This window comes from Marinobacter sp. OP 3.4 (genome assembly GCF_036224885.1).
GTDB lineage: Bacteria > Pseudomonadota > Gammaproteobacteria > Pseudomonadales > Oleiphilaceae > Marinobacter.
Genome location: NZ_JAVVLT010000024.1, coordinates 13,193 through 29,396, shown reverse-complemented (window position 1 = coordinate 29,396; position 16,204 = coordinate 13,193). Strand labels below are relative to the sequence as shown.

At 61.8% G+C, this 16,204-nt stretch carries 12 protein-coding genes; 9 read left to right on the top strand and 3 right to left on the bottom strand.

What is annotated here, in order from left to right:
• Positions 1 to 76: 76 nt before the first annotated feature.
• The 4 genes from RO069_RS04005 (at position 77) to RO069_RS03990 (ending at position 4,955) form a co-directional block, all read left to right on the top strand.
• On the top strand, positions 77 to 1,246 hold the full coding sequence (locus RO069_RS04005) for an acyl-CoA dehydrogenase (RefSeq protein WP_328185438.1): 1,170 nt from the start codon (positions 77 to 79) through the stop codon (positions 1,244 to 1,246).
• Between the two features lie 401 nt (positions 1,247 to 1,647).
• Positions 1,648 to 2,844 carry an acyl-CoA dehydrogenase family protein gene (locus RO069_RS04000; protein WP_328185437.1) on the top strand — a complete coding sequence of 399 codons (1,197 nt, stop codon included), beginning with the start codon at positions 1,648 to 1,650 and terminating at the stop codon, positions 2,842 to 2,844.
• Positions 2,845 to 2,854: 10 nt separating this feature from the next.
• Positions 2,855 to 3,997, top strand: coding sequence for an acyl-CoA dehydrogenase family protein (locus RO069_RS03995; RefSeq protein WP_328185436.1), 1,143 nt, complete (start codon positions 2,855 to 2,857; stop codon positions 3,995 to 3,997).
• Positions 3,998 to 4,187: 190 nt separating this feature from the next.
• On the top strand, positions 4,188 to 4,955 hold the full coding sequence (locus tag RO069_RS03990) for a class II aldolase/adducin family protein (RefSeq protein ID WP_328185435.1): 768 nt from the start codon (positions 4,188 to 4,190) through the stop codon (positions 4,953 to 4,955).
• Between the two features lie 123 nt (positions 4,956 to 5,078).
• On the opposite strand, the gene RO069_RS03985 is transcribed toward RO069_RS03990, so the two are convergent.
• Positions 5,079 to 5,819 (bottom strand): enoyl-CoA hydratase/isomerase family protein, encoded by a 741-nt coding sequence (locus RO069_RS03985; protein ID WP_328185434.1) that lies wholly within the window; start codon positions 5,817 to 5,819, stop codon positions 5,079 to 5,081.
• A gap of 113 nt (positions 5,820 to 5,932) precedes the next feature.
• Here RO069_RS03985 and RO069_RS03980 point away from each other — a divergent pair, with 113 nt between their 5' ends.
• The 5 genes from RO069_RS03980 to RO069_RS03960 all read left to right on the top strand — a co-directional run bounded on the left by RO069_RS03980 (position 5,933) and on the right by RO069_RS03960 (position 12,768).
• Positions 5,933 to 7,390, top strand: a complete 1,458-nt coding sequence (locus RO069_RS03980; protein WP_328185433.1) for an amidase family protein — start codon at positions 5,933 to 5,935, stop codon at positions 7,388 to 7,390.
• Between the two features lie 259 nt (positions 7,391 to 7,649).
• A complete protein-coding gene (gene dctP, locus RO069_RS03975; RefSeq protein ID WP_328185432.1) occupies positions 7,650 to 8,693 on the top strand; it encodes a TRAP transporter substrate-binding protein DctP in 1,044 nt (347 codons plus the stop codon).
• Positions 8,694 to 8,776: 83 nt separating this feature from the next.
• Positions 8,777 to 9,331, top strand: coding sequence for a TRAP transporter small permease subunit (locus tag RO069_RS03970; RefSeq protein ID WP_328185431.1), 555 nt, complete (start codon positions 8,777 to 8,779; stop codon positions 9,329 to 9,331).
• Positions 9,328 to 10,638, top strand: coding sequence for a TRAP transporter large permease (locus RO069_RS03965; RefSeq protein WP_328185430.1), 1,311 nt, complete (start codon positions 9,328 to 9,330; stop codon positions 10,636 to 10,638). Before RO069_RS03970 ends, RO069_RS03965 begins: the two co-directional genes overlap by 4 nt.
• 267 nt (positions 10,639 to 10,905) lie before the next feature.
• Positions 10,906 to 12,768: a HAMP domain-containing methyl-accepting chemotaxis protein gene (locus RO069_RS03960; RefSeq protein ID WP_328185429.1), complete on the top strand. Its 1,863-nt coding sequence runs from the start codon at positions 10,906 to 10,908 to the stop codon at positions 12,766 to 12,768.
• A 261-nt stretch (positions 12,769 to 13,029) separates the two neighbouring features.
• On the opposite strand, the gene RO069_RS03955 is transcribed toward RO069_RS03960, so the two are convergent.
• Both RO069_RS03955 and RO069_RS03950 read right to left on the bottom strand, forming a co-directional pair.
• A complete protein-coding gene (locus RO069_RS03955; RefSeq protein WP_328185428.1) occupies positions 13,030 to 14,403 on the bottom strand; it encodes a sodium-dependent transporter in 1,374 nt (457 codons plus the stop codon).
• Positions 14,404 to 14,638: 235 nt separating this feature from the next.
• Positions 14,639 to 16,171: a methyl-accepting chemotaxis protein gene (locus RO069_RS03950; protein ID WP_328185427.1), complete on the bottom strand. Its 1,533-nt coding sequence runs from the start codon at positions 16,169 to 16,171 to the stop codon at positions 14,639 to 14,641.
• Positions 16,172 to 16,204: the final 33 nt, after the last annotated feature.

Here is a 16,204-nt window from a genome sequence, read left to right as displayed (position 1 = left end):
TGGACTATCCGGCCAACCCCCAACCAGGGCGGTGCCGATAGTCGACACCGCCAGTACGATTTTCAGGAGACACACTATGGCTTCCGCTCCCTGGGATGATCTGCTTCAGTTCGACAAGCAGCTCGACGAAACCGAACGCCAGGTTCGCGACAGCATCCGCAGCTTCTGCGACCAGCGACTGATGCCGGGCATCATCGAGGCCAACCGCCACGAGAAGTTCGACCGCAGCATCTTCAATGAAATGGGCGAGCTGGGTATGCTGGGCGCCACCCTGCCGGAAGAGTACGGCGGCCCGGGCCTGAACCATGTGTGCTATGGCCTGATCGCCCGCGAGGTTGAACGTGTGGACTCCGCCTACCGTTCCGCCCTGAGCGTACAGTCCTCCCTGGTGATGTACCCGATCTTCTCCTACGCCAAGGAAGAGACCAAGAAGCGCATCCTGCCCAAGCTGGCCTCCGGCGAGTGGGTGGGCTGCTTCGGCCTGACCGAACCCAACCACGGCTCCGATCCCGGCGGCATGGAAACCCGTGCCAAGCGCGTTGATGGCGGCTACCTGGTCAGCGGTTCCAAGACCTGGATCACCAACTCCCCCATCGCCGATGTCTGCGTGGTCTGGGGCAAGCTGGACGACAAGATCACCGGCTTCATCATCGAACGGGAAGGCGCCAAGGGCCTGGATACCCCGAAGATCGAAGGCAAATTCTCCCTGCGCGCCTCCGAGACCGGCTCCATCTTCATGGACGAGGTGTTTGTACCGGAAGAGAACAAGCTGGACGTGGAAGGCCTGAAAGGTCCGCTGAGCTGCCTGACCAAGGCCCGCTACGGCATCAGTTGGGGCTCCCTGGGTGCCGCCGAGTTCTGCTGGCACGCCGCCCTCAACTACACCCTGGAACGCAAGCAGTTCGGCAAGCCCCTGGCGGCCAACCAGCTGATCCAGAAGAAACTGGTGGACATGCAGACCGAGATCACCCTGGGCCTGCAGGCCGTGCTGCAGTTGGGCCGGATGATGGATGCCGGCGAGGCCACGCCGGATTCCGTGTCGCTGCTCAAGCGCAACAACTGCGGCAAGGCCCTGGATATCGCCCGGGTCGCCCGGGACATGCACGGCGGCAACGGTATTTCCGACGAATACCACGTGATCCGTCACGTCATGAACCTGGAAGCCGTCAACACCTACGAAGGCACCCACGATGTCCACGCCCTGATCCTGGGTCGTGGCCAGACCGGTCTGCAGGCGTTCAAGTAACGCCCACCGTCGACCGGAACCCGAAAACAGGGCCTGCGGGCCCTGTTTTTTCATGCCCCTCCTGATGCGCCCCGCGCCGCCGGCGGGCATTATCCCTGTCCTTCCGCTAGACTTATTGACCTGATCAATTTGTGCCCGACGGGCACCTGCATTAAAGTAACACCGCTTTCGACCCCCGTGTTCCGCTGTGCGGTCCACCTTTTCCGCCAGCCAGGTGCCATCACACCCCCCGGCGGACCCGAACCGGCCTGTGGCAGGGGTTGGAACAGACGTACCTGAGAGGCACGGCCCGCCCCGGATGGAAATCCCGGGGAATTGACACGTCAATGGCCTTCCTCCATCATAGTTATATTCTGCTATGCGGTATATGTTTTCGCTAGGACGAACCGAGAGGTTGATTCATGAACATGAACTACACGGCTGAAGAGCTCGCCTTCCGCGACGAAGTGCGGGCTTTTCTGGATGAGAAACTGCCGGCCGACATCGCTGCCAAGGTCAAGGGCTTCCGCAAGTTGACCAAGGAAGACCACCAGCGCTGGCAGAAGATCCTCAGTGCCCAGGGCTGGTACGCCACCCACTGGCCCGAGGAATACGGCGGTGTGAAATGGACTCCGGTTCAGAAGCACATCTGGGATGAGGAATCCTGTGCCTACGGCGTACCCCGCACCATCCCGTTCGGCGTCAACATGGTCGCCCCGGTCATGATCAAGTTCGGCTCCGAGGAACAGAAGCAGCACTACCTGCCCAAGATCCTCAGCGGTGAGCACTGGTGGTGCCAGGGCTACTCCGAACCCGGCGCCGGTTCCGACCTGGCCTCCCTGAAGACCCGCGCGGTCCGTGAAGGCGACCACTACATCGTTAACGGCCAGAAGACCTGGACCACCCTGGGCCAGCACGCCAACATGATCTTCTGCCTGGTGCGCACCAACACCGAGGTGAAGGCCCAGGAAGGTATCTCCTTCCTGCTGATCGACATGGACACCCCGGGCATCAGCGTCCGCCCGATCATCACCCTGGACGGTGAGCACGAAGTCAACGAAGTCTTCTTCCAGGACGTGAAGGTTCCCGTCGAGAACCTGATCGGCGAGGAAGACAAGGGCTGGACCTACGCCAAGTACCTGCTCACCTATGAGCGTACCGGCCTGGCCGGCATCGGCCTGTCCAAGGCGGCCCTGACCCATCTCAAGCAGCTGGCCTCCCGCCGCCTGAAGAACGGCAAGCCGCTGCTGGAAGATCCCACCTTCAGCCAGCGTATCGCCGAGGTGGAAATTGACCTGATGGCCGCCACCATCAGCAACCTGCGAATCATCGCAGCCGTTGAAGGCGGCGGTGTGCCCGGCGCCGAAAGCTCCATGCTGAAAGTGAAGGGTACCGAGATCCGTCAGGCCATCAACGATCTGGCCCGCCGTGCCATTGGTCCCTACGCCATCCCGTTTGTTGAAGAGGAAATGAGCCTCGATTACGAAGGCGAGTTCCTGTCCGACGAGAACGCCTCGCCGCTCTCCGCTCAGTACTTCAACAACCGCAAGCTGTCGATTTTCGGCGGATCCAACGAGATCCAGAAGAACATCGTATCCAAAATGATTCTGGGACTTTAAGGAGGCGACCATGGACTTCACTCTTAGCGAAGAGCAACAGATGTTGCAGGACACCGTGGCGCGCCTGGTCCGCGGTGAGTACAGCTTTGAAAAGCGTCTTGAATTCAGCGAAACCGAGCTGGGCTTCAGCGAGGATTTCTGGAAGCAACTGGGTGAGCTGGGCCTGACCGCCGTCCCCTTCTCCGAAGAGCTGGGTGGCTTCGGTGGTGGCGGCGTCGAGATCCAGTCCGTCATGACCGAGCTGGGCCGGGGCCTGTGCCTGGAGCCGTACCTGCAATCCGTGGTACTGGGCGGTGGCATCCTCAGCCAGGCTGGTAATGCCGAGCAGCAGGAACAGTACCTTTCGGGTGTTGCCACCGGCGAAACCAAGGTTGCCGTTGGTCTGCAGGAGCCGCAGGCGTTCTACAACCAGAACGAAGTGAGCACCAAAGCCGAGAAATCCGGCGACGGCTACACCCTGAACGGTCGCAAGGCCGTGGTGATCGGCGGCCACTGTGCCGACCTGATCATCGTGTCTGCCCGCACCTCCGGTGACGTGCGCGATGCCGATGGCATCAGCCTGTTCGCGGTCGATCCCAACGCCGAGGGCGTTGAGCGTCGTAGCTACCCGACCATTGACGGCGCCAAGGGCTGCGATGTGTTCCTGAACAACGTCAAGGTGGGCGCCGATGCCCTGCTGGGCGAGGAAGGCAAGGCCGCTGACGTCATCGAATACCAGACCGGCCGCGCCATCGCCGCCCTGTGTGCCGAGGCCGTGGGCTGCATGGAAGAAGCCAACGAACTGACCCTGGAGTACCTGAAGCAGCGCAAGCAGTTCGGTGTACCCATCGGCAAGTTCCAGGTATTGCAGCACCGCATGGTGGACATGATGTCCGAGCTGGAACAGGCCCGCTCCATGGCCATCCTGGCCGCCAGCGTTGCCGACGACGAGCAGAGCGATGAGCGTCGCCGTACCCTGGCCGCCGCCAAGAACGTGATCAACCGTGCCGGTCAGTTCATCTCCGAGAAGGGCATCCAGTCCCACGGCGGTATCGGCATGACCTGGGAATACAGCTTCGCGCACTACGCCAAGCGCCTGGTCATGATCGGTCACCAACTGGGCGACGATGACTTCCATCTGGAGCGCTACGCCTCCCTGCTGCAGGCCGGCTAGGACTCTGCGGTAAAAGAACCTGTCGGGTCTCTCCTCCAGTCGGAGAGCGTTCGGGGCGGCCCTACAAAGGCCGCCCCTTTTTTATGGAGAACCGCCTGGTCACTTAGGCACCTATCCGAATCCCCCGGAAAAGGACTAGACTGTCCTTTACCCCCACCTGATGAGATCAACAACAAGAGGATAACGCCCTATGAATGCCTCCAACATCACTGGCTCCAATGACATGGAGTCAACCGACCTGAAGAAGGCCGAGTGGAAGGTCCGCACCGAACTGGCCGCCGCCTATCGGCTGGTCGCCCTGTTTGGCTGGGACGACCTGGTCTTCACCCACCTGTCGGCACGGGTGCCCGGGCCGGAGCACCGCTTCCTGATCAACCCCTATGGCCTGCTGTTCCATGAAATCACCGCGTCATCCCTGGTCAAGGTGGACCAGGAGGGCCAGGTGGTTCAGGCCGGCGGTCTTGAGCGGGTCAACCCGGCAGGGTTCACTATTCACAGTGCCGTGCACATGGGCCGGGACAACGCCCACGCGGTAATGCACGTACACGCCGCCGACAGTGTTGCCGTGTCCGCCCACAAGGACGGCCTGTTGCCCCTGAGCCAGACCGCGATGCTGTGCCTGGATCACCTGGCCTACCATGACTATGAGGGGGTGGCCCTGAACCTCGACGAGCGGGAACGCCTGATCCGGGATATCGGTGACAAGAACATGCTGATGCTGCGCAACCACGGCATCCTCACTGCGGGCAGCTCGGTGCCGGAGTGCTTCACTTATCTCTACTTCCTGATGAAGGCCTGCGAGATCCAGGTAAGAACGCCCACACCCTATTGCCTGCCATCACAGGAAGCCATCGAGACCACCCGTGAGCAGTCCCAGTCCCTGGGCAAGGCCGCCGCCCTGACCTGGCCGGCCCTGACCCGGCTGCTGGACAGCAAGAACCCGGGCTATGCGGTCTAGTGTGATGTGCGGTTAGTTCGCTGACCTGCTGCGCGGCCCACTCGGAAAAGTCTGGTAACGGCGGAGGAATGGAATTCCCCCGCCGGCCAGGAGCCTGCGCGACAGACAATCGCAGGGCTGATGCTATTTCTTCTGCATACGGGCCAGGGCCGCATGGCACTCCTCTGAACGCAGTCGCTCACCGAACACCTCACGCTCACGCTCCAGGGCCTCCTTGGTCATCGCCTGCCAGGGCGCCTTCATCAGCCGCTTGCTGGCACGCAGCGCCTCACGGGGCTTACCCGCCAGCTTTTCGGCGGCGGCAACGGTCTCGGCAAGGGCCTCGCCGTCTTCCACCGCCCGGCTGATCAGGCCGATGTCCGCTGCCTCATCCGCGGTCAGAACATCCCCCATCAGCAGCAGTTCGGCGGACTTCCTGGCCCCCAGGTGCAGGGGCATGGTGACGGTGGACGCCGCCTCCGGTACCAGTCCGAGGTCCACGAAGGCGGTCTTGAAACGGGTGGAGCGACCGGCGTACACCGCATCCACGTGCAGCAGCATGGTGGTGCCGATACCGATGGCCAGACCTTCCGCCGCCACCAGTACCGGTGTGTCGCAGTGCATCAGGGTCTCGATAAAGGCCAGGCCGGCTGACGGTTTGGGGGACGTGTCGGTGGCACGGGCCCGGAAATCATCCAGGTCGTTGCCGGCGGTAAACACACCGCCATCACCGCTGATCACAATGGCATTAACGTCGGGGTCGGCCGCGGCCTTCTCCACACCCTCCGACAGGGCAGCGTACATGTCGCGGGTGAGAGCGTTCTTCTTCTCGGGGCGGGAAATCAGTAGGTGGACGTAGCCGTTCTTCTTATCCGTTTTGATCATGAGTGCTCCTACAGGTTTATTTCGAAATACTGTTTCACAAATCAGCGGGATATTCTATCGTAGCGAAACCGAACATTCCCTCGCCGTTCCAGAACAATGACAACGGAGCCCCCATGGATTTCCACAAGATACCTGCGTTTGAACTGGCCCGGGGCATCAAGGCCCGGCAATACACCAGCGAACAGGTGCTGGACCATTTCCTCGAACGGACCCGACGCCTGAACCCGGACCTTAATGCCATCGTGGTCCTGCGGGAGGAACAGGCCCGCGAGCAGGCCAGAGCCGCCGACCAGGCCGCCGCCACTGGTAAGGACCTGGGGCCCCTGCATGGGGTCCCCATGACGATCAAGGAAACCTACGAGATCGAGGGCTGGCCCACCACGGCGGGTCACAAGGGGTACCAGGACCATGTCTCCCCCCGCACCGCCGTGGCCGTCCAGCGGCTGCTGGATGCCGGGGCGATTGTCTTTGGCAAGACCAACGTGCCGGAGTTCGCCGGTGACCTGCAGTCCTTCAACGATATCTACGGCACCAGCAACAACCCCTGGAATACCAGCCTGACCCCGGGCGGCTCCTCCGGTGGTGCTGCGGCTGCCTTGGCGGCCGGGCTGACGCCCCTGGAACTGGGCAGTGATATCGGCGGCTCCATTCGCACACCAGCGGCCTTCTGCGGCATCTACGGTCTCAAGACCACCTCAGGGTTGATCCCCATGCGCGGCCACGTGCCGGGGGCGCCAGGCAGTGTCGCCAAGCGGGACATGGGCGTTGGCGGCCCGCTGGCGCGGCACCTGGACGACCTGGAAGCCGAGCTGGACCTGCTGGCCGGTCCCGACGATGATATGGCCCCCTGGCAGATCAACCTGCCGGAGCCGGATGACAGACCGCTGGCGGACTACCACTTTGCCACCTGGCTCAACGACGACTGGGCCCCGGTGGACAAAGAGGTGCTGGGCGGCCTGGCAGGGCTCTGCGACGAACTGAAATCCCTGGGCGCTTCCTTAGAGGATGCCCAACCGGAAGAACTCACTCTGGAAAAAAGCCACCGGCTCTATTACCACCTGCTGGGCGGCGTCATGAGCCAGGGGCTGCCAGCGAAGGTCCGCGACCGTCTGGCCGCCAAGGCCGCCGAAGAAGGCGATGACTACCCCCACCGCTTTGCCCGTGGGGCGCTGCAAACCCACGGCGAATGGCTGCAAAAGGATGAGGAGCGGGCAAAGCTGCAACGAACCTGGGCCCGGTTCTTCGAGAACTACGACCTGCTTGTCTGCCCGGTCACCAACACCCTGCCTTTCCCCCATGACCAGAACACCTCCGCAATGGCACGCACCCTGACCATCAATGGTCGGGAAGAACCCTACCTGGACGTGACCGTATGGGCGGGTGTGGCCATGGTGGTCGGGTTGCCGGCCATCAGTTTTCCAGTGGGCTTCGGCGCGGATGGCCTACCCCGGGCAGCGCAGATTATCGGCCCGGCCTGGAGTGAAAAGACCCTGATACAGGTGGCACGAAGGATACAGGAACACCTGTTTCCACAAGGCCTGCCATGGCCCGATCAACTGGAAAGAAAGTGACCCATCACCGGACAAAACCGCTTGCATAAGCTATGTTTCCAGTGATTCACCTATCGTAATGCGGGTATCCTTCAGCCTGAAGCCTTTAAGGGGCTTCACCGGGTGCCCTATCGATTAAAGAATCCCGAGCAGTATTGCAAACGCTCGCTCGATTGCGATAAATTTGGGAAACACAAATCCATTGTGCAGTCGTAAGTTTCGCTAGGTGGAATCAAGACAGGATGTCTCCATAGGAAAACAACAAAGAGGTTAAGAAGTAATGCTTAACAACATTCGCAAATCACTCACGGTATTTGCCTCGGCACTTACCCTGGGCGTCACCGCCACCCTGATGGCCGGTACCGCCTCCGCGCAGGAAGAAACCTTTACCTGGAAGGTCCAGTCACACTGGCCGGGCTCATCCAGCTCCTACAAGGACAGCCTGGGTCGACTCAAGGAGCAGCTTGAGGAACGTTCCAACGGTCGCATCCAGCTTGAGCTGTTCGAGGCCGGTGCGCTGTTCAAGGCTCAGGAGACCTTCAACGCGGTCAGTCGTGGCATCCTTGAGATGGGCACCATCTCTCCGGCCTACGCGCAGGACAAGATGACCCTGGCGGGTATCGCCTCCGGTCTGCCGTTCGCCTTCCGTAATGTCTGGGAAGCAGCCTACTTCCATCAGGGCCTGGGATTCGAGGACATGCTGCGGGAAGAAGCCGCACAGCACGGCGTCTACTGGTCCACCGACAAGGTCTACCCCACCGAGATGGTGGTCAAGGATCCCATCGAGAGCGTGGAGGAATTTGAAAGCCTGAAGATCCGCTCTTCCGGCGCCCTGCAGAAATTCCTCACCGAGGCCGGCGCTGCCGCCTCCTACATCCCGGGTGGCGAACTGTACACCGCCCTGGACTCCGGCATTGTGGACGGCGCCCACTGGGGTGCGGCCCAGGGTGCCTACTCCATGGGTCTGTACGAGATCGCCAAGTACCACGTACAGCCGGCCCTGAACATCGCCGGCACCGACGTGATCATCGTCAGCCAGAAGGCCCTGGACGAGCTGCCGGAAGACCTGCAGCAGCTGGTGAAGGACGTGCTCAACGAGCAGTTCTGGTACCGCACCAACGAGTACCAGTACAAGGAGCGCATCACCCTGGCCAAGGCCATGGCCGAGGAAGGTGTTCAGGTGAACACCCTGCCCCAGGAGGTTCAGGATCACCTGGTCCAGACCGCCCAGGCTATGTGGGATGAGGAAGGCGAGCGCAGCGAAAAGGCTGCGGAAGCTCTGGCCATGCTCAAGGATTTCCTGAGCGACCTCGGCTACCTGTAAAGCCGAACAGAACCGGCCGGGGGCTCCTGAGATGGGCCCCCGGTTTTTTATTGTAAGCTACAATGTTCCTCCCGGAGGCCCCCATGCGTGCGATCACCGCATTCATGAACGGCGTCACCAGACTCAACAAGGCCATTGGCGTTGGGGTGTCGTTCCTGGTGTTTGCCATGTTCGTGTTCATATTGCTGGAAGTCTTCCTGCGGTATGCCTTCAACTCCCCGACCGTATGGACCAACGAACTGACTCAACTGCTGTTTGGTGTCTACGCCGTGCTCTCCGGCGGCTATCTGATGGCCTATCGTGGGCATGTCAACGTTGACCTGATCTATTCAATGTTCGGTCCACGCACCCAGGCGGCCATCGATATATTCACATCGATCCTGTTCTTTATCTTTACCCTGGCCCTGCTCTACTTCGGCTACGACATGGCCACCGAATCGGTCAGTAGCTGGGAAACCTCCTACTCGGCCTGGAACCCGCCCATCTGGCCAGTGAAAGTCTGCCTCCCGGTAGGTGCCGGCCTGTTGCTGCTGCAGGGTGTGGTCAAACTGCTGGAAGACATCGCCATTGCCTGCAACCTCAGCTACTACAAACCCGAGGACCACCCTGAGCACGATTCCAAGGGAGAGCAACTGTGAGCATTGAAGTCCTGACCCTGCTTTTCTTCGGATCACTGCTGCTGTTCGTGTTCCTGGGCCTGCCGCTGGCCTTCGTGCTGGGCGGCGTATCCGTCGTATTCCTCTATTTCACCTGGGGGTTCGACTCCTTCTACATGGTGTCCTCCCAGATCTGGAGCACCATGGGCAGCTTCACCCTGGTGGCCATCCCCCTGTTTGTCTACATGGCCATGATTCTTGAGCGCACCGGCGTTGCCCGGGACCTCTACCGCGCCATGCATCTCTGGTTTGGTGGCCTGAGGGGCGGCCTGGCCATCGGTACGCTGATGATCTGCGCCATCTTCGCCGCCATGGTGGGTATCAGCGGTGCTGCCGTTGTCGCCATGGGCACCATCGCCCTCCCGGCCATGCTGGAGCGGGGCTATGACCGAAGCATGTGCCTCGGTGTCATCAACACCGGTGGCGGCTGGGGCATCCTGATCCCGCCCAGCATCATGATGATCCTGTACGCGCTGATCAGCGGCGTGTCGGTGGGCAAGATGTTCGCCGCCGGCATCCTGCCGGGCATCCTGCTGATGGTGCTTACGGCCATCTACATCCTGGTCCGCAGCAGCCTGCAGCCACACCTGGCGCCAGCCATGCCGCCGGAAGAACGCGGCACCCTGCGTGACAAGTTGCTGGCCCTGCGCTCCGTGGCACTGCCCATCATGATTGTGTTCATGGTGCTGGGGTCCATCATGGGCGGCATCACCACGCCTACGGAAGCCGCCGCCATGGGCGTGTTCGGCTCCCTCATTGCCGCCGCGGTCTATCGCAAGCTGGACTTTGCGCTGCTCAAGGAAGCGTCAATCCGCACCTTCAAGCTGACCGGCATGATCATGTGGATTCTGTTCGCGGCCCACGCCTTCAGCGCCGCCTACCAGAGCATGGGGGCCCAGGCACTGATCGAGGGCTTCATGGCCCAGATCCCGGGCGGCCCCTGGGGCGTGATCATCGCCATGATGCTGATCACCTTCCTGCTGGGCATGGTGCTGGACCCCGTGGGCATCATGCTGATCACCCTGCCGGTGTTCCTGCCTATCGTGGAGTCCCTGGGCTTCGATCCGATCTGGTTCGGCATCCTGTTCGTGATCAACATGGAGATCGGGTACATGACGCCGCCCTTCGGTTTCAACCTGTTCTACCTCAAGGGCATCGTGCCGCCGGACATCACCATGAAGGACATCTACAAGTCGGTGATTCCGTTCGTGATCGTGGAAATTATCGGCCTGGTGCTGCTGATGATCTTCCCGGAGATCGTCACCTACCTGCCGGACCTGTTCTTCTGACGACAGGTTCCGCCACAACGGGCCGGCTCCGTCAGGAGCCGGCTTTTTTATGCACAAGCAGCCCCGCAACGGCAGATGTGCCCCCCTTTGCACTCTGTTACCAAAAGCCGCTTGCCTGACCGCCCCCTTCCCGTTTTACTGCTTTGCGGTGTACGTCATCCATGATATTCACCCCGGCCTGCCCGCATCCCACTAAATAATAAGCGTATGCAGCCGATAACCGGTCTATCACACCAATTCCAATAACGATTTTTGCCGGAGCCTGAAATGCACCCTCTGCAAAAGCTTTCCAATATCACTCTGTCCCTTGGCATGAAGCTGGGCCTGGGATTCGCCGTACTGATCCTGCTGACCATCGTGGTGGGTGCCACCGGCTATTTCTCCCTGACCAATTTTGGCGGTCGTGCCAGCATTGTGGCCGATGCCTCCTCGATTGAAGCCAGCCTGCTCGAGGCCCGCCAGAACGAGAAAAACTTCCTGCTACGGGGAGAGCCGGACTATGTGGATGCGGCGATAGCCAGCACCCAGCAGGCCAGTGACCTCGCCGGTGCCCTCGAACCCAGGCTGGTGGAGCCGGAAGACGACGCCCGCGTCGCCCGTATTCAGGAAGGGGTGACCGAGTATGGCCAGCAATTGCAGGACCTGGTCGAGGTCCGGGCCTTGCGGAGCGAGAAACTGGAAGCGCTGGAAATGGCCGTGCGGGGTGTCACCAGTGGTTTTGCCTCCGAGGACAGCCTCTATGCCACCAACGCGGCCATCCAGCAGATGCGCCGCAATGAAGGCAACTTCCTGGTGGAAAACAATCAGGAGGCGGTGGAACAGTTCCGCTCGGCCGCTGACCGTGCTGTCCGTACCCTTGAGTCCTCCTTCCTCGACAAGGAGGTCAAGAACGCGCTGAAGGACCTGCTGGATCGCTACGTGGGGGTGTTTGGTGACGTAGTGGAAGCGGAGAACCAGACCCAGCAGCTACAGCAACGGATGGTCGACACCGCACGCGGTATTCTGGACACAGCGGTGGAGTTGCAGGAAACCCAGCGGCAGAAGATGGTCAATGAGCAGAAGACCGCCGCGACGATCATCGGCGTTGTGGTCCTGGTGATTGTGATCCTGGGCGTGGTCCTGGCGTGGCTGCTGACCCGTAGTATCACCCGTCCCATCCATCAGGCCGTGACCCTGGCCAGACGGGTGGCGGACGGTGACCTGCAGGAGACCGTTACCAGCAACCGGGGGGATGAGCTCGGGCAGTTGCTGTCGGCCCTGGGCGCCATGGTGACCAGCCTGCGGGAGCTGGTCCGTCACATCAACACCAGCGCCACCAATATCGCCTCCTCCGCCGAAGAGCTGTCGACGGTGACCGCCGAGACCAGCCAGGGAGTCACCCAGCAGCGGGACCAGACCGACCAGGTGGCTACCGCCATGAATGAAATGGTGGCGACGGTGAACGACGTCGCCAAGAGCGCCGAGGAAGCCTTTGGTGCCGCCAACACCGCCAATGAGAAGGCGGCGGCCGGGGAATCCGCCGTGGAGGAAACCCTGTCCTATGTGAGCGAACTCAATGGTCAGGTGGAACAGGTGATGGAGCGCCTGCGTGGTCTGCAGAAAGACAGCGAGAACATCGGCACGGTACTGGACGTGATCAAGTCGGTGGCCGAGCAGACCAACCTGCTGGCGCTGAATGCCGCCATTGAGGCAGCCCGGGCCGGCGAGCAGGGGCGTGGCTTTGCGGTGGTGGCCGATGAGGTTCGTTCCCTGGCCCAGCGCACCCAGAGCTCCGCCTCGGAGATCGAGACGCTGATTTCCAACCTGGTCTCCAGCACCGAGAACTCGGTTTCCACCATGGAGCGGGGCACTACGCTGGCCGGGCAGACCCTGGACAGCGCCCGTACCACCGGCGAGACCATCCGTGAGATTGCCCAGGCGGTGGGCAACATCAGCCAGTACAACAGTCAGATCGCCACCGCTGCCGAGCAGCAGACGTCCGTGGCCGAAGACATCAACCAGAACGTCACCCAGATTCGCGATGTCAGTGATCAGTCCGCCACGGCGGCGGAGCAGATCTCCAGCTCCAGCAATGAGCTGGCGCGGCTGGGTGAAGACCTTAGCAGTCAGGTCGCCCGTTTCCGGCTGTAACACCCGGCAACAATGAAAAAGCCGTGGGCCTGAAAGGGCTCACGGCTTTTTTATGGAAGGAACCCCAGAACCACCAGGCCCACGCAAAAGGGACGTCGCCGAACCCGTTGGCCCAGGAAGCTCCGAGAACCACCCAGGCATGTTTGGGCGGTGCAAAACGCCGAAGGCCGGGTGCCCCTTCCGACACGAGAACCCTGTTCTCTGACTGTGTCGGAAGGGGCACCCGGCCTCCGGCTTTCTGGTTTTGTGCTGGTCGCTTTTTTACATCAGGTTGTAGATGAACACCGCCAGTACAGCAATGGGCGTCACAAACCGCAGCAGGTTACGCCATACGGCAAACAGCCCGTCGGACATGGCCATATCCGCCTGCAGGGATTCCTTCGCCACGCACCAGCCCACGAACAGGGCCGTCAGCAGACCGGACAGCGGCAGCATGATGTTGGCGGTGAAGAAGTCCAGCAGGTCCAGGATCGCGGTCTGCTCGAAACGCTCGAACATGCCCAGCAGGTAGACATCGGACCAGACGTTCAACGACAGGATCGAGGCAACACCGAGCAGCCAGCAGGCAACACCCGCCAGGATCGCCGCCGAGGTGCGGGTGATCGCCATTTTCTCCTCCACCCACTCGGTGACCGGCTCCAGCAGCGAAATACCGGACGTCCAGGCGGCAAACAGCAGCAGCACGAAGAAGACGGTGGCGAACACCACACCCAGGGGCATCTGGCCGAAGGCCAGCGGCAGGGTGACGAAGATCAGGCCCGGGCCCTGGCCCGCTTCCAGGCCGTTGGCGAACACGAACGGGAAGATCGCCAGGCCAGCCAGCAGCGCCACCAGGGTATCCATGATGCCCACGCCCACGGCCGCCCGGCCGATGGAGACATCCTTACCCAGATAGGAACCGTAGGCCATCATGATGGCCATGCCCAGACTCATGGTGAAGAAGGCCTGCCCCAGTGCCTGAAGCGCGGCATCCCAAGTCAGTTTGCTGAAGTCCGGAGTGAACAGGAAGTCCAGTGCCTGGCCGAAATGCCCGGTGGTGGTGGCGTAGCCCACGACCAGTAGCAACAGCACGAACAGGGCCGGCATCAGGATCTTCGCCGCGCGTTCGAGACCGCCTTTCAGGCCCCGGGAGACCACGAAGACCACCAGCGCCATGAACACTGTGTGCCAGAACAGCAGGATGCCGGGGCTCGCGAGCAGAGCACTGAAGATGCTGCCGACGGCGTCTGCGTCCTGGCCAACGAAATCACCCATGCCGGAATGCAGGACATAGGAGGCGGACCAGCCACCGATGACCGAGTAGAACGACAGGATCATGAACGCCGCCAGCACACCAATGATGGCGGATACCCGCCAGGCGGGGTTGCTGAGGTTGCGCTCGGCCACGATCCGCATGCTCGCCACCGGGTTGCGGCCACCGTTACGGCCCACGAACACTTCCGCCATCATGATGGGAACGCCAATCACGGCGATACAGGCGAGATAGACGATCACGAAGGCACCGCCGCCGTTTTCGCCGGTCATGTAGGGGAACTTCCAGATATTGCCCAGGCCCACGGCGGAGCCCGCGGCGGCCAGGATAAAGGCCATACGGGACGACCAGTTGCCCCGACCGGCCATAGCTTTTTCAGACATAGTTAAACCCTGTACTGGTACAGTTGTCATTGGGAGTGGAATAAGAGAATAGCTGGTCGTGGTGTTCCCTGCCGGAAACCAGCAATTGGCGGCGGATTGTGCCAGTGTCAGGCGGCTGATGCCACCTTGGCCGCACAGAAAGTGTGCAACGGCGGGTCAGGTACTGTACCGGCACAGCAGCCGGAATTGGTCCGCTGTGCCGGCAATTTCAGGAAATAATCGTCACATCAGGGGATTACTGGCGACTGACAAATCGCGCCACCAGATCGTTAAGGCCCCGGGCCTGCTGGCTGATTTCCTCGCTGGCCTGGCGGGCGCCGTCGGCCTTTTCGGTACTGGTATCCGCCAGGCCGGAGATGCGCACAACCTGCTGGTTGATTTCCTCCGACACCTGGCTCTGCTCCTCGAAAGCCGCCGACATGCTGACAAAGCTGTCGGACATCTCCTGGATGGTGTGCACGATGTCCTTCAGCGCGGCCTCCGTTTCCTGCACCTTGGTCAGGCCGTGCTGGCCGATCTCCTCGCCGTCCCGCGTGGCCTGGACAGCCTGGTCCACCTGGGAACGGAAGCTGTCGATCACCTCATGGATCGACACCGTGGACTGGCGTGTACGCTGCGCCAGGGAGCGGACCTCATCCGCCACCACGGCAAAGCCACGCCCCTGCTCACCGGCCCTTGCCGCTTCGATGGCGGCGTTCAGGGCCAGCAGGTTGGTCTGGTCGGCAATTTCGGAAATCAGTCGCGCCGCTTCGCCGATCTTTTCGGTGGACTCCCCGAGACGGGTGACGGTCTCGCCGACCGTCGTGCCCTGGGCCACCAGGTGCTCGATGGACTGCAAGGCCTCGGCACTGAGGCGGCCCCCGTTCCGCGCCAGCTCGCTGGCCTGGGACGCCCCTTCGGCATTGCGGCTAACGCTGTCGGTCACCTCCTGGATGGAGGCGCTCATTTCGTTCATGGCGGAGGCGGTCTGCTCCGTCTCCTGCCGCTGGTCCTCAATGGCCCGGGCACCCTCGGCGATCATCTCCAGCCCTTCCCGGGCCGTCCGGGACAGCACTTCGGAGCTGTCCTCGATCCGCGTCAGGGCCGTCCGGATACGGGCTTCCTCGCTCAACAGTACCATGCCCAGTTCGGCAAACAGCCCGGTTTCACTGGTATAGGTCTTCGCCACCAGCGGGTCATGGAACGCATCCGGACGCAGATCAACCAATGCCCGTAACCTGCGGGTGATGGAGGTGGCCTGCAGCCCGCATCCCACCAGGAAGCCCGCAACCACCAGCGCTACCGCTGGCCAGAACGTATCCAGGGACACCGCCACCAGGCTGGCAACCAGCGGGATCAGCATCGGCCAGCCGGACCGGATCACCGACTTCAGACGGGTACTGGTACCGAAGGCGCCCCGCCCCGCGGACAGTCGGCGATAGAGCTGTCCCGCCCGTTCGACCTGTTCACGGGTCGGCTCCACCCGGACCGATTCATAACCGGTGACCTTGCCGTTCTCCAGAATCGGGGTGACATAGGCACTGACCCAGTAGTGGTCACCATTCCTGCAACGGTTCTTGACCACGCCCATCCACGGCTTGCCGGCGCCGATGGTGTCCCACATCAGCTTGAACACACTCTGGGGCATGTCCGGGTGCCGGATGATGTTGTGTGCCTGGCCGATCAGTTCGTCGCGGCTGAAGCCGCTGATCTCGGCAAAGTCGTCGTTGCAGTAGGTGATCACGCCCTTGAGCGTGGTTGTAGTGATCAGCCGGCTGCCCGGCTTCATTCTGGCTTCTCGTTGGGTAACGGGGCCGTTATT